The sequence below is a fragment of the Enhydrobacter sp. genome (assembly GCF_030246845.1).
GTDB lineage: Bacteria > Pseudomonadota > Alphaproteobacteria > Reyranellales > Reyranellaceae > Reyranella.
The window spans coordinates 1818760-1831336 of the sequence record NZ_CP126889.1 but is presented as its reverse complement, the minus strand read 5'-3'; the positions used below and the strand labels follow the sequence as shown (position 1 = coordinate 1831336).

Sequence of the window (12577 nt, the reverse complement as noted above, 5' to 3'; positions counted from 1 at the left end):
GATTTGTCTTCCATGCCCGGCATTCCCTTCATCAAGGACTTCAAGTTCGACTACGGCACGGCGATGGAAGTGACGCCGCTCGTCCGTCGCGTGGTCGCCAACAATCCCAATCCGTTCACTTTCAAGGGCACCGGCACCTACATCATCGGCCACGGCAAGGTGGGCATCGTCGATCCCGGTCCCGACCTGCAGGACCATATCGACGCTGTGCTGCGCGCCGTGCGCGGGGAGACGGTGACGCACATCTTCGTCACCCACACGCACATCGACCATGTGCCGGCGACGCCGGCCCTCGCCAGGGCGACGGGCGCCAAGGTCTATTCCTATGGCCCGCATCCAAAGTCGCCGGCCGGCGAGCAGGTGGAGGAGGCGGGCGATCTTGCCTTCGCGCCAGACATCAAGCTCGGCGACGGCGACGTCGTGCAGGGCGACGGCTGGAACGTCGAGGCGATCCACACGCCCGGCCACATCTCCAACCATCTCTGCTTCGCGGTCCGCGAGGACAATGCCCTGCTGTCGGGCGACCACGTCATGGGCTGGTCGACCGCCGTGATCTCGCCGCCGGACGGCAACATGGCCGACTATTTCGCGAGCCTGCGCAAGCTCCTGCCGCGCAAGGAGACGCTCTACATCCCGACCCACGGGGCGGAGATCCGCAATCCGCATCCGTTCGTCGGAGCCTATATCGAGCATCGGCTGGCGCGCGAGGCGCAGATCCTGGCGCGCCTCGAGGAAGGACCGCAGACTATCCCGCAGATGGTGGCGAAGAACTATGCCGATACGCCCGTCCATCTGCACGCGGCCGCCGGCCGCTCGATGCTGGCGCACCTGATCCAGATGGTGAAGGACGGACGGGTGAAGACCGACGACGGCCGGGCGCGTATCGACAGCGTCTACCGGCTGTAGGCAGAACAAGAAGGTGCCATTCCGAACGCAGTGCGTTCCGCCCGGACGCAGCGCTCGGGACGACCCGAATGTAAAGGAGAACGTCGCATGGATCTGAAACTCTCGGGCAAGACCGTCCTGATCACGGGCGGTAGCCGCGGCATCGGCTTTGCCTGCGCGATGGCGTTCGCCGCCGAAGGCTGCGCGGTGCACATCGCCTCGCGCTCGCAGGAATCGCTCGAGAAAGCGCGCGACACGATCCGCGGCCGGCACAACGTGCCGGTCGAGATCCATCCCGCCGATTTCTCGAAAGGCGACACGGTGCGCGGCGTGGTCGAGGCGGCGGGACATGCCGACATCCTGGTCAACAATGCCGGCGCCATCCCGCGGGGTGACATTTTCGGCATGACCGAGCCCAAATGGCGCGAGGCCTGGGAGCTCAAGGTGTTCGGCTACATCAACGCCACGCGGGCCATACTCGAGAAGATGTATGCGCGCAGGAACGGCGTCGTCGTCAACATCATCGGGCTCGCGGGCGAATCCTACAACTACGACTACGTTGCAGGCACCATGGCCAATGCCGGCCTGATGGCCTTCACCCGCGCCGTCGGCTCCAGGAGCATCGACCATGGCGTGCGGGTCGTGGCCATCAATCCGCCGGCGACGCGGACCGATCGCATGTTGACGCTGTTGCGCGGCCAGGCGGAGCAGAAGTTCGGCGATCCCGAGCGTTGGAAGGAACTCACCACTCACATGCCCTTCGGCCGTCCCGCCGAGCCGGACGAAGTGGCCGATCTCGCCGTCTTCCTGGCTTCGGAGCGGGCGAGCTATATCAGTGGCGTCGTCGTAACGCTCGATGGCGGACAGGCGGCACGCAACTGAGCGCTCAATCGAAGCTGGTGTAGGCCATGATGGCGGCCATGCTCGGTTCGCTCGACCACAAGAGGCGCTGGCGGGCGTTCTCGATGGTCGGGTTGTGCAACGGCGTCGCGGGCGCCGGCGGCGCCTTGGTGATCCGGATGTCGGCCCCGTTCACAGGCCGGCCCGCGGCCGCGGCGACCGCGACCGCCACGAGCAGGAGGCCTGCCGCCGCGCTGGGCGCGTAGCTCCAGCGCCGGCTGTACCGCCAGCGCGGCAGGGCGGCGACGCCGACCGTCGCCAACAGAAGGGCGAGTCCCAAAAGCACCGCGTGCTCTCCGAAACCATTCTTCGGGTAAAGAACGGCCGGAAAGCACGCGGGTTCCGCCATGTTTTTGCCGCGAGGCGGCTTCCGGTCAGTAGAACTTGTAGTTCAGACCGACGCGGATCAGGTTGCCGACGCCGCTGCCGGCGGTCACGGCGCTGGTGTTCGGCGTCGACAGCGACGTATCGGGCGTGCCGAGATAGAGGTACTCGAGCTTGGCGCTCCACCTGTCGTCGATATGGCCCTCGACGCCGCCGCCCACCGTGTAGGTCCAGAAGTTGTTGGAGGCGTTGAAATAGCCGCCGCCCGCGGTGTCATAGCCATTCAGCGTCTGGTGGCCCCATACGGCGCCGCCCGTGATATAGGGCATGACCGAGCCGATCGGATAGCCGACGCGCGCCCGGAAGGTGGCGAACCACGGCACGGCTTCCTGCGCCGCGATGGTCGAGGGGCCGGCGCCGCCGGTGACGTTCGTGGTCTGCGTCGATCCCTGGAAATCGATCTCGCCGCCCAGCAGCAGCGGGCCGATCAGGTAGTTGTAGCCGGCCTGGCCGCCGCCGACGAAGCCACTGCCGGTTCCAGTGAAGCCGCCGATGGTGTTGTTCTCGCTGATCGCGGCAGAGGTCTGGTTCCACAAGCCGCCGGCGTTGAGACCGGCATAGAAGCCTTCCCAGTAGGGATTGGCCGGTTGCGCCTCGGCAACCAGCGGCGCCGCGATCATCGCCGTCGCGACGGCGGCAAGACCGATCGAGTTTCGTAACTTCATCACACACTCCACGAGACAGTTGAAGACAGGGGACGTCGGTGGGTGCGCGGAGTGAGCCGCCGAAAAGCGGCGCTCGCAGGGCATCAGCTTGGAGGAGAAAAGGCAGCGTCGCGCTGTGACGCGGGCCCATCAGTCGGGCGCATGGTACCGACTTTCGGATGTGCACCGGTGAAGCGCTCGTGAACCGAATGCGACGAAAACACGCTCGCCGTTCATCCACAGTGCGGAGACAGAAGCGCGGCGATAGTCTGCCGCTCCCAAGCCCGATGTCCGATCAGCTTTCGACTGCACGCGACCTGCTGCATTCCGTCTTCGGTTTCGATTCGTTCCGCCCAGGCCAGGAAGAAATCGTGCGCGCCGTCCTCGACGGCGAGAACGTGCTTGCCGTGATGCCAACCGGCTCCGGCAAGTCGCTTTGCTACCAGCTGCCGGCCGTCGCACGGCCGGGTCTCACCGTGGTCGTGTCGCCTCTGATCGCGCTCATGCGCGATCAGGTACGGGCGCTCGCCGCGGCGGGCGTCGCCGCCGGCAGCCTGAACTCGGGTAACGAGCCTGCCCAGAACGCGCAGGTGCTCGATCTTCTGCGGCGCCGCGAGTTGCGGCTTCTCTACCTCGCACCCGAGCGCCTGGCGCGGCCCGATACCGTCGAGATGTTGGCCGAGACGAATGTCGCGATGATGGCGATCGACGAGGCCCACTGTGTCTCGCAATGGGGACACGACTTCCGCCCCGAGTATCTCGCGCTGGGCAGGCTCGCGCGTCAGATCGGCGGACGGCTGCAGACCATCGCCCTCACCGCGACGGCCGATGCGCCGACGCGCGGCGACATTGTCGACAAGCTCTTCGCCGCGCCGCCCCGCGTTTTCGTGCGAAGCTTCGATCGACCGAACCTGAGGCTCGCCTTCAAGCCCAAGGAACGCTCCTCGCGCCAGATCCTGGCGTTCGTGCGGGCCCGCCAGGGCGCAAGCGGCATCGTCTATTGCGCGTCGCGGCGCAAGGTCGAGGAGCTGGCGGAGACGCTCAGGACGGGCGGCGTCGATGCGCTGCCCTATCATGCAGGTCTCGACAAGGCGGTGCGCGATCGCCATCAGGACGCCTTTCAGCAGCGGGACGGCGTGGTGATGACGGCGACCGTCGCGTTCGGCATGGGCATCGACAAGCCCGACGTGCGCTTCGTCTGCCATGCCGACCTGCCGGCGAACGTCGAGGCCTATTATCAGGAGATCGGGCGGGCCGGGCGTGACGGGCTCGCCGCCGACACGCTCACCCTCTACGGGCTCGACGACATGCGCCTGCGCCGGCTGCAGATCGAGCAGAGCGACTCCACCGACGAGCGCAAGCGGGTCGAACGGCAGCGGCTCAATGCGCTGCTGGCGCTGGCCGAGGCGCCGCGCTGTCGGCGCCAGACGCTGCTCGGCTATTTCGGCGAGCCCTCGGCACCCTGCAGCAACTGCGATCTTTGCCAGGAGGGCGTCGAGCGTTTCGACGGCACCGTCGAGGCACAAAAGATCATGTCGGCCATCGTGCGCACCGGCGAACGATTCGGCATGGAGCACCTGATCGCCATTCTATGCGGCGACCGCACAGACAATGTGCTCAAGTTCCAGCACGACCGGCTGCCGACTTTCGGCGTCGGTGCCGACCGACGCGCCGCCGAATGGCGCTCGATCTTCCGCCAGCTCTCGGCCCTGGGGCTCATCATCCAGGATCTGATGGAGCATGGCCGGTGGTCCGTCACGGACGAGGGATGGCAGGTCCTCAAAGGCGCGGCCCGGATCGAGCTGCGCAAGGATCTCGGCGCACCCCAAGCGGCGCGCCGCGAACGGCGGGCCGCCGCTCCGGCGGCCGCCGCCGAGGATGCCGATGCCGCGCTCCTGGCCGCACTGAAATCGCTGCGGTCGAAGCTGGCGCAGGCGCAGAAGGTGCCGGCCTACGTCGTTTTCTCGGACCGCACCTTGATCGAGCTGGCGACCCATCGCCCGGCCAGTCTGAGCGCGATGCGCGAGATCCACGGAGTCGGCGACAGCAAGCTCGAACGTTACGGTTCGGCCTTCCTCGACGTCGTGCAGACCTTCGATCGATAGCGCCGGAGCACGCTGCTGCGGCCGTCTGTCTGCCGATCAACCCCAGTGGCCTGCTATGTAGACCCATCCCTGAGGGCGTTGCTCCCAACGTCCCGGGATCCACACCGCGCCGCGCCGCGGCGCATCCACGTAGTGGCCGGCGACCCAGACATATTCGGCGCCATTCCAGCGCCAATAGCCCGGCTGCCAGGTCTCGACGCGGCCGGGTGGGAGGGGAGGCATCACCTCGACGCGCGGCGCCGGGGGTGCCGTCGGGACATACACCACATCTTGCGCGTACACGGCGCTGGCCAGCACACCAACACTGACCGCCAAGGTCAGGCCGCCGAGCGAGCCAGGTCGGCTGAAGCGAGACATGATCGTTCCTCCGTATTGCAGGACGCAGTAGCAACGTTGCCGCCGCGAAGGCGGTTCCTGCGTGGGAGGTGCGGGCGCTGCAGCGTGCCCCGAAAATGTCCGGAGACTTACGAGGGGTCGTTGCTGGCGCGGATGAAATCGCGTACCCGCGGCATGATCTGCTCGCGCCATTTGCGGCCGTTGAAGATGCCGTAGTGCCCGACGCGCGGCTGCTCCCAGTGGACGTGCCGGGCGCCGGGAATGTTGGGCGTGAGCGCGTGGGCGGCCTTGGTCTGGCCGAGGCCCGATATGTCGTCGAGCTCGCCCTCGACCGTCATCAGCGCCGTCTCGATCGCCGAAGGATCGATCTTGCGGCCGCGGCTCACCCAGACGCCACGCGGCAACCGATGCTCCTTGAACACGACCTGGATGGTCTGGAGATAGAACTCGGCCGTGAGATCCATCACGGCAAGATACTCGTCGTAGAAGGTGCGATGCGCCTCGGCGTTGTCGTCGTCGCCTTTGATGAGATGCTCGAACTGGCGCATATGGGCGTTGATGTGCCGGTCGAGGTTCATCGAGATGAAGCTCGTGAGCTGGACGAAGCCCGGATAGACGCGCCGCATGGCGCCGGGATAGTTGAGCGGCACCGTCGCGATCACGTTCTGCCGGAACCACATCATCGAATTGCGCATCGCGAGGTCGTTCGGCACGGTCGGGCTGAGCCGCGTGTCGATCGGTCCGCCCATCAGCGTGAGCGAGCGCGGCTGCTGCGGGTCCTTGTCCTGCGCCATCAGCGCCGCTGCGCCGAGGACGGGCACCGACGGTTGGCACACCGCGATCACGTGCAGGTCGGGGCCGAGATACCGGCAGAAATCGATGATGTAGTCGATATAGTCGTCGAGATCGAAGTTGCCCTGGTAGAGCGGAACCTCGCGCGCGTCCGCCCAGTCGGTGATGTGGACATCATGCTCGGGCAAGAGCGCCTCGACCGTGCCGCGCAGCAGCGTCGCGAAGTGGCCGCTCATCGGCGCCACCAGCAGTACCTTCGGATCGCGCCGTGTCGTGTCGCGCCGGAAGCGCAGGAGCTGACAGAACGGCTTGCGCAGCAGGATCTCTTCGTTGACCGCCACCGTCTCGCCGTCGATCCGCGTGGTCGAAAGGCCGAAGGACGGCTTGCCGTAGTCCTGCGTCAGGCGCGTGACGATTTCCGCGCCCGCCGTCATCGACTTGCCGAACCATGTATCCGACCAAGGATTATACGGGCTCGAGCAGAGCCGGCCGACGGCGCCCGCCCATAGCCGTACGGGCTGGGCGAGGTGGCGGTTCATTTCGTACGCGTAGTAGATCATATTGGTGTCTAGCATATTGATATCGTTCACTTTCTCCGGACACCGGCTCGATGCGCCCGCAGGCCGAGGGGGCAGGACTCGCCGCGAGCACTGTCCCAAATATAGGGCCACCGACGCTGCATTGCCGCACTTAATTTGTGGCAATGCAGCATTGATGCAGTGCCATGCAACGGCAGTGGATGCAGGGGGACGCGCGTTTTTCGTGATCTTCCTGGCCGTGGCCTTGGTGACGGATGGTGTTCTGACACGCAACCCGCAAGCGCGATTTCCGTTAGGTGGCCGCTGCCCAGGAGGGCAAAGGAGATTCAGATGCGGCTTGTCGCACTCATGGTGCTTGCCTGCCTTTCGGTCGCTGCCTGTTCGTTAAGTTCGACCACGGTCCAGAGGCCAACGCCGGCGCCCGTCGTGACGACGGCGCCTGCGGCGCAGACGACCACCACCACGACCAGCATCGGCCTTTCCGGAAACTAAGAGCCTATCCGGAAAGAACTTGAGTCGGAAGAATCTGTTGTGATTCATTGTTCGGCACTCTGTGGTTTGAGACAGGTGCCAGATGTGGACGACAGAGCATCGTCGGGCTCATGAGCGCAAGGCGCTGCGCTACCCCAGCGATTTGACGGATGCGGAATGGGCACTGGTGGCGCCGCTGATTCCCCCCGCCCGCCGTGGCGGGCGGCCGCGCGACGTCAATATGCGGGAAGTGCTGAACGCCGTGTTCTATCTGCTGTCGACCGGTTGCCAGTGGGACGCCTTGCCCAAAGACCTGCCGCCCAAGAGCACGGTGTACGACTATTTTGCGCTCTGGCGCTCGGATCGGACTCTGCTGCGCCTGCATCAGGCCCTGTATGTCCAGGTGCGCGAGGCGGCGGGACGCAAGCCCGAGCCGACAGTAGCAATCCTCGACAGTCAGAGCGCCAAAGCGGCGCAAAAAGGGGGGCCTCGATCGATCCGCAAGGCTACGACGCGGGCAAGAAGGTGACCGGTCGCAAGCGACATATCGTCGTCGATACGCTCGGCCTGTTGCTGAACGTCGTCGTCCATCGCGCCAATGTGCAGGATCGCGACGGCGTCCGCCGGCTGCTGCGCAACGCAAGACGCCGCTTTCCCTCGATCCTCAAACTCTTCGCTGATGCCGGTTATCAAGGGCCACGCGTCGCCCAAGTCGTTGCCGATATCGGCTCCTGGCAGATCGAAATCGTCAAGCGCACCGAGGCGCACAACTTCAGCGTTCTGCCCAAGCGATGGATCGTCGAGCGAACCTTCGCCTGGATCTCTCGCAACCGCAGGCTCGCTCGTGACTTCGAACGCTACGCCTGCACCGTCGTCGCCTTCATTCGCCTTGCCATGATCCGACTCATGCTCAGGCGCTTGACCAGGCCAATACATTGTTCCTGAATCACAACTTCTCGGATCGGCTCTAAGATTTGAAGCAGTCGCTGGAGCGCTCGCGATCTGCTCAGGCGCGCCAGTCAGCCTTTCGGTGGTCGGGCCGAACGGCGAACCGCCATGCGTATTCTCTTGGATGCCTTGCGGGTTACTTGTTGCGATGGCAACGTCGCGAATGTCAGGTTGATGCCGTCGAAACGCCTCCCGACTACCCAGGGTCCTGAGCATGACATCAAACGATTTCTTCCTGTTGCTTGCCGCGTTCGCGGGGTTTGTTCTCGCTCCGACGCTTCTCTTCTGGGGTCTGGCTCGCCTCGTCAATCATGGCAAGAATGGAGGAGCTGACCGTGGCCTTCGGTCCAACACGGAGGCCAAACTTCGCGCAAACAATGAGCAAGACAAGGAAGCCGCGCGGTCCGAGGAGTCGAACGCATCCCTCGATCGGCTCGGCAGCGGTGGCGCACGGGTGGCGCCGAGTGCTGCCCTGTCGCCATACTGATGGGTTGCGGCTCGGCGCCTCTGACGGAATGACGCCATTGTAGCCCAACCGCTTGCTCATCGAGTCGGGCAGGCCAACCGTTGTTGGCGAACCGTCGACGCGTCGCTTTGTACTTTGACAGCGACGGCGCAGCGGCATTCTTGCTTGGGTCATGGAGCAGATTCCGTCACGAGGCTGGTCCAGACTGGGCCAGCTCGGCTCGAGCCGAGCTGGTTCTGTCGCGCATGGAGCGATCCTGGGGCTGGGCGTCGCTCTGTGGTGGCTCTCCAGAGAGCATCCGGCACTGATGCCGGTCTGGGCACCTTGGGATTTCTCCTGGCTCGAATATCTCGCGACGACGCTTGCCGTGTTCTGGTTTTTCCGCGGCCTGATGCAGGAGCCGTCCGAGATGCGGCCGTCTTGTTGGCGGCAGATCGCCTTTGTCTCGGGTCTTCTCGTGATCTACGCGGCATTGCAGACACGCTTCGACTACATGGCGCAGCACATGTTCTTCCTGAACCGCGCCCAGCACGTGATCATGCATCATATCGGGCCGTCTGTGGCCGTGCTTGGCTGGCCCGGCGAGACGATCAAGCAAGGCATGCCGCGCCGCCTGCGATCGATCGTCGAGCATCGTGGCGTGTCGTGCTGCCGTCGCGTCCGGCGGCGGGCTACTTCACTTTGTCGAACACCTCGGCCAGCGAGCGAACGCTGGTCGGCGCCGAGACACCGGCCTGTGGCGAATTGATGTTGCATCGAAGCGTCCACCAGGGCGGCCAGGACCGGATGGAGATGGTGAGCCGCGTCCCTATGCCTGCCTATGGAACGGTGAAGTTTGCACCGGGCGGCAATCATCTCATGTGCCTGTCGCCCGCGGCCGACGTCGCGCCAGGCCATGCCATCACGGTTACGTTGCGCTTCGCCGACGGCGGCACGGTCGATGCTGTCTTTGCAGTGCGCGGCGCGATGGCGCGGTAGGAGACTACAGCCATCGCTGCAGGCGGGCAAGGAAGCCGGGCGGGCTTGGCTCTTCGATCAGCCGTCGAAGATCGGCTGCCAGACCTTTGATGTTCGGTGCCAAAGTGTTGCCGATTGGGCAATGGCGGTCGTGTCCTCGCCTTGATGGTTCATGCGGCTCTCCATTGTTCCTTGCAATGGCCTCGGCACTGCGGCAGCCGACTGTCAGAGGACAGACTCACCTCACATCTCGCGTTTCGCCATTTCAAAGCTGATCGATGCTCGCGACCATTCGCCCCGATCAAAGTTGTCACGGCGGCTCGAGGCTCAGAGCAGGCGCTGAACGGCGGACGCGATGGTCTCGGCCTTGCTCCGGTCGGTGAAATGGGTGACGAACCGGCCGCGCCGGTCGAGCAGATAGATGATCGAGGAGTGGTCCATCAGGTAGGGCGCGCCATCCTTGCCCGGCACCTTCTGGTAGTAGACGCGGTATGCCTTGGCCACGGCCGCGATCTGCTCGGGCGTGCCCGTGAGGCCTTTGATGGTCGCGCCGAAGTTGCCGACATAGCCCTTGATCAGCTTGGGCGTATCGCGCTCGGGGTCGATGGTGATGAACACCAGGTTGACCTTGCTCGGCCCGTCGGCGCCGAGCTTCTCGGCCGCCGTCTCCATCAGCAGCAGGGTGGTCGGGCAGACGTCGGGACAGAACGTATAGCCGAAGTAGACCAGCGTCGGCTTGCCCTTGAGATCGGCGTCGGTGAAGGTGCGCCCATCCTGGTCCGTGAGCGTGAACGGGCCGCCGATCGAGGGCTGGTTGCCGCGCCAGGCATCCCAGCCGATCCAGCCCGCCGCGCCCACCAGCACGAGGATCCACACGCCGAGCACGGCCTTCATGGTGCGTGACATGGACATCGCGCCAACATGGTCCAGCGACGATGGCTCGACAAGCCGGACGGCTGGTCGCACGGGATGGACAGAAGAGCGGCTCCGCGACTATGTCGACAGAGCCGAGGCGACTTTCGCCGACGGCGAAGGGGAGATCGAGGGATGTTCTACGATGCTGCCAGGCGCGATCACGGTCTTGCCGTCGACCCGCTGAAGGCTTTGATCGTGCCGCGGCCGATCGGCTGGATCTCGACGGTCGACCGCGAGGGCCGAGTCAATCTCGCTCCTTACAGCTTCTACAACGGTGTCGGCGAATTCCCGCCCATGGTCTATTTCGCCATCACCGGCACCTACGGCGACAATCCGACGAAGCACAGCCGCATGAACGCCGAGGAGACCGGGGAATTCGTGGTCAACATGGTGGCGGGCCATCTCGCCGAGAAGATGAACGTCACCACCGCCATGGTGGCCCGGGACGTCGACGAGATGAAGCTGGCGGGCCTCACGCCCGCGCCCTGCAAGTACGTGAAGCCGCCGCGAGTCGCCGAATCGCCGGTCGCGCTGGAATGCGTGTACTGGAAGACGATCGAGCTGCCGGTCGAGAAGGGCCGCGAGGCGCAGCGCGGTTCGGTCGTGTTCGGCCAGGTGGTGGGCGTTCATATCGATGACGGCATCCTGAAGGACGGCCGCGTCGACGTGATGGCCTTCCGACCGGTGGCGCGTCTTGGCTACAGCGAATACACCACGACAGAGAACGTCTGGAAGATGCGCCGCCCCGACGACCCCCGGTACCAGTGACGACTCTTTGGATTGCGTCACTGATGTTCGGTGTCATCCCCAACGCAGCGAAGGATCTTTTGCGACGCTGACCAAGGATCCCTCGCTGCGCTCGGGATGACACGGGCACGTCTCAGCCGCGCACCACCGGTTCGACGGCGCGGGCGATGGCGAGCAGGCGCTTGTCGGCCATCGTTTCGCCCATCAGCATGAAACCGACCGGCAACTCGCCGGCGGCATGGCAGGGCAGGCTGATGGCGCATCGGTCGAGGAAGTTGCCCAACGCGGTGTTGCGCAAGAGCAGCAGGTTCTTTCTGGTGAAGCCCTCGAGCGTGGATACCTCCTCGAGCGTCGGCGCCACGATGGCGCAGGTCGGCATGACCACGGCATCGTAGTTCGAGGTGATTGCGGCGACGCGCTTCTGCAGGTCGGCGCGCGCCCCGAGCAGCTCGATATAGTCCGCCGCGCTCATCTCCTGGCCGCGCATGATGCGCGGGTGGATGATCTGGTCGTAGTCCTTGCCGCGTCGGGCGATCAGCTTGCGATGCCAGGCATAGGCCTCGGCCGCGGCAAAGCCGCCTTTGGCGTTGATGGCGGGCAGCTCGTCGAGCGCCGGCAGGTCGATCTGCTCGACCTTCACCCCCTTGCCAGCGAGCGCCTTGCAGGCGCGCTCGAAGGCGCGGGCGACCGTTCCGTCGAGCTCCTCCAGGACGACCTGCCTGGGGATGCCGAAACGCAGGCCCGACAGCGGTGCCGCTTCGGGCACTGCAATGGCCTCGGCGGCGAAGACCGCATCGACGATGGCGCAGCATTCGACCGAGTTGGCGAGCGGGCCGATCGAATCGAGCGAGGTCGACAGCGGCACGACGCCGTCGATCGGCACGCGCCGCGCCGTGGGCTTGAAGCCGACCAGGCCGCACACTGCCGACGGAATGCGTACCGAGCCGCCGGTATCGGTGCCGAGGGCGGCGACCGCCATGCCGTCCGCGACCGATACCGCGGCGCCGGACGAGGAACCGCCCGGCACGCGCGCCCGGTCGGCGGGATTGCCGGGCGTGCCGTAATGCGGGTTGAAGCCGACGCCCGAGAAGGCGAACTCGCTCATGTTGGTGCTGCCGACGATCACGGCGCCGGCGGCCCTGAGGCGCGCCACCACCGGCGCATCCTGCGTCGCGGGCGGCGCATCGTCGAGGGCGATCGAACCCGACAGCGTCGTCTCGCCGGCGACATCGCACAGATTCTTGATCGAGACGGGGATGCCGGCGAGCGGCGAGGGCACGAGGCCCGCTTTGCGCAGCGCGTCGCTGGCCCTGGCCGCCGCCAGCGCCTGTGTCCTGTAGACCTTGATGAAGGCGCGCTTGCCCTCGCCCTTGGGATCCTCGATGCGGGCGAGGGCCTGCTCGGTGAGCGCGGCGGAGGTGGTGCGGCCGGCGGCCAGGTCGGCGGCGAGCTGCTGGATCGTCGGCTTGGCCGTCATTCTTCGTACTG

Annotated in this window: 14 protein-coding genes and 1 pseudogene; 8 read left to right on the top strand and 7 right to left on the bottom strand. The window is 65.6% G+C overall.

Going from position 1 to position 12577, the window contains the following annotated elements:
- Positions 1–12: 12 nt before the first annotated feature.
- Positions 13–906, top strand: a complete 894-nt coding sequence (locus OJF58_RS09220) for an MBL fold metallo-hydrolase (RefSeq protein ID WP_300783711.1) — start codon at positions 13–15, stop codon at positions 904–906.
- 87 nt (positions 907–993) lie between these two features.
- A complete protein-coding gene (locus tag OJF58_RS09215) occupies positions 994–1767 on the top strand; it encodes an SDR family oxidoreductase (protein WP_300783709.1) in 774 nt (257 codons plus the stop codon).
- Positions 1768–1771: 4 nt separating this feature from the next.
- On the opposite strand, the gene OJF58_RS09210 is transcribed toward OJF58_RS09215, so the two are convergent.
- Together OJF58_RS09210 and OJF58_RS09205 are read right to left on the bottom strand one after the other, a co-directional pair.
- Positions 1772–2071: a DUF3309 family protein gene (locus tag OJF58_RS09210; RefSeq protein WP_300783708.1), complete on the bottom strand. Its 300-nt coding sequence runs from the start codon at positions 2069–2071 to the stop codon at positions 1772–1774.
- Positions 2072–2159: 88 nt separating this feature from the next.
- Positions 2160–2834, bottom strand: coding sequence for an outer membrane beta-barrel protein (locus OJF58_RS09205; protein WP_300783707.1), 675 nt, complete (start codon positions 2832–2834; stop codon positions 2160–2162).
- A 266-nt stretch (positions 2835–3100) separates the two neighbouring features.
- Here OJF58_RS09205 and recQ point away from each other — a divergent pair, with 266 nt between their 5' ends.
- Entirely contained in the window at positions 3101–4918 is a 1818-nt protein-coding gene (recQ, locus tag OJF58_RS09200) for a DNA helicase RecQ (protein WP_300783705.1), read from the top strand.
- A gap of 36 nt (positions 4919–4954) precedes the next feature.
- Here the strand turns inward: recQ and OJF58_RS09195 are convergent, their stop codons facing one another.
- From OJF58_RS09195 to OJF58_RS09185, 3 genes are all read right to left on the bottom strand, one after another.
- A complete protein-coding gene (locus OJF58_RS09195) occupies positions 4955–5275 on the bottom strand; it encodes a hypothetical protein (RefSeq protein ID WP_300783704.1) in 321 nt (106 codons plus the stop codon).
- Between the two features lie 107 nt (positions 5276–5382).
- Positions 5383–6621 (bottom strand): polyhydroxyalkanoate depolymerase, encoded by a 1239-nt coding sequence (phaZ, locus tag OJF58_RS09190; protein ID WP_366526824.1) that lies wholly within the window; start codon positions 6619–6621, stop codon positions 5383–5385.
- A 290-nt stretch (positions 6622–6911) separates the two neighbouring features.
- Positions 6912–7058 (bottom strand): hypothetical protein, encoded by a 147-nt coding sequence (locus OJF58_RS09185; RefSeq protein ID WP_300783702.1) that lies wholly within the window; start codon positions 7056–7058, stop codon positions 6912–6914.
- A 101-nt stretch (positions 7059–7159) separates the two neighbouring features.
- Here OJF58_RS09185 and OJF58_RS09175 point away from each other — a divergent pair.
- The 4 genes and pseudogenes from OJF58_RS09175 to OJF58_RS09160 all read left to right on the top strand — a co-directional run bounded on the left by OJF58_RS09175 (position 7160) and on the right by OJF58_RS09160 (position 9448).
- Positions 7160–8001: pseudogene (locus tag OJF58_RS09175) on the top strand (IS5 family transposase).
- A gap of 217 nt (positions 8002–8218) precedes the next feature.
- Positions 8219–8491, top strand: a complete 273-nt coding sequence (locus tag OJF58_RS09170; protein ID WP_300783701.1) for a hypothetical protein — start codon at positions 8219–8221, stop codon at positions 8489–8491.
- Between the two features lie 286 nt (positions 8492–8777).
- On the top strand, positions 8778–9218 hold the full coding sequence (locus OJF58_RS09165; RefSeq protein WP_300783700.1) for a cytochrome c oxidase assembly protein: 441 nt from the start codon (positions 8778–8780) through the stop codon (positions 9216–9218).
- On the top strand, positions 9116–9448 hold the full coding sequence (locus OJF58_RS09160) for a copper chaperone PCu(A)C (RefSeq protein ID WP_300783698.1): 333 nt from the start codon (positions 9116–9118) through the stop codon (positions 9446–9448). Before OJF58_RS09165 ends, OJF58_RS09160 begins: the two co-directional genes overlap by 103 nt.
- Positions 9449–9754: 306 nt before the next feature.
- On the opposite strand, the gene OJF58_RS09155 is transcribed toward OJF58_RS09160, so the two are convergent.
- On the bottom strand, positions 9755–10333 hold the full coding sequence (locus tag OJF58_RS09155) for an SCO family protein (protein WP_300783697.1): 579 nt from the start codon (positions 10331–10333) through the stop codon (positions 9755–9757).
- A 141-nt stretch (positions 10334–10474) separates the two neighbouring features.
- Between OJF58_RS09155 and OJF58_RS09150 the strand changes: the two genes are divergently transcribed.
- Entirely contained in the window at positions 10475–11110 is a 636-nt protein-coding gene (locus OJF58_RS09150; protein WP_300783696.1) for a flavin reductase family protein, read from the top strand.
- A 112-nt stretch (positions 11111–11222) separates the two neighbouring features.
- Here OJF58_RS09150 and OJF58_RS09145 read toward each other — a convergent pair whose 3' ends face one another.
- Positions 11223–12566: an amidase gene (locus OJF58_RS09145; protein ID WP_300783695.1), complete on the bottom strand. Its 1344-nt coding sequence runs from the start codon at positions 12564–12566 to the stop codon at positions 11223–11225.
- Positions 12567–12577: the final 11 nt, after the last annotated feature.

Excerpts from the sequence above, each read along its gene's own strand:
- recQ (WP_300783705.1), top strand. The coding sequence starts at position 3,101 with ATGTCCGATCAGCTTTCGACTGCACGCGACCTGCTGCATTCCGTCTTC.
- OJF58_RS09145 (WP_300783695.1), bottom strand. The coding sequence starts at position 12,566 with ATGACGGCCAAGCCGACGATCCAGCAGCTCGCCGCCGACCTGGCCGCC.
- OJF58_RS09155 (WP_300783697.1), bottom strand. The coding sequence starts at position 10,333 with ATGTCACGCACCATGAAGGCCGTGCTCGGCGTGTGGATCCTCGTGCTG.
- OJF58_RS09215 (WP_300783709.1), top strand. The coding sequence starts at position 994 with ATGGATCTGAAACTCTCGGGCAAGACCGTCCTGATCACGGGCGGTAGC.
- phaZ (WP_366526824.1), bottom strand. The coding sequence starts at position 6,621 with ATGCTAGACACCAATATGATCTACTACGCGTACGAAATGAACCGCCAC.
- OJF58_RS09220 (WP_300783711.1), top strand. The coding sequence starts at position 13 with ATGCCCGGCATTCCCTTCATCAAGGACTTCAAGTTCGACTACGGCACG.
- OJF58_RS09170 (WP_300783701.1), top strand. The coding sequence starts at position 8,219 with ATGACATCAAACGATTTCTTCCTGTTGCTTGCCGCGTTCGCGGGGTTT.
- OJF58_RS09195 (WP_300783704.1), bottom strand. The coding sequence starts at position 5,275 with ATGTCTCGCTTCAGCCGACCTGGCTCGCTCGGCGGCCTGACCTTGGCG.
- OJF58_RS09165 (WP_300783700.1), top strand. The coding sequence starts at position 8,778 with ATGCCGGTCTGGGCACCTTGGGATTTCTCCTGGCTCGAATATCTCGCG.
- OJF58_RS09150 (WP_300783696.1), top strand. The coding sequence starts at position 10,475 with ATGTTCTACGATGCTGCCAGGCGCGATCACGGTCTTGCCGTCGACCCG.
- OJF58_RS09205 (WP_300783707.1), bottom strand. The coding sequence starts at position 2,834 with ATGAAGTTACGAAACTCGATCGGTCTTGCCGCCGTCGCGACGGCGATG.
- OJF58_RS09185 (WP_300783702.1), bottom strand. The coding sequence starts at position 7,058 with ATGCTGGTCGTGGTGGTGGTCGTCTGCGCCGCAGGCGCCGTCGTCACG.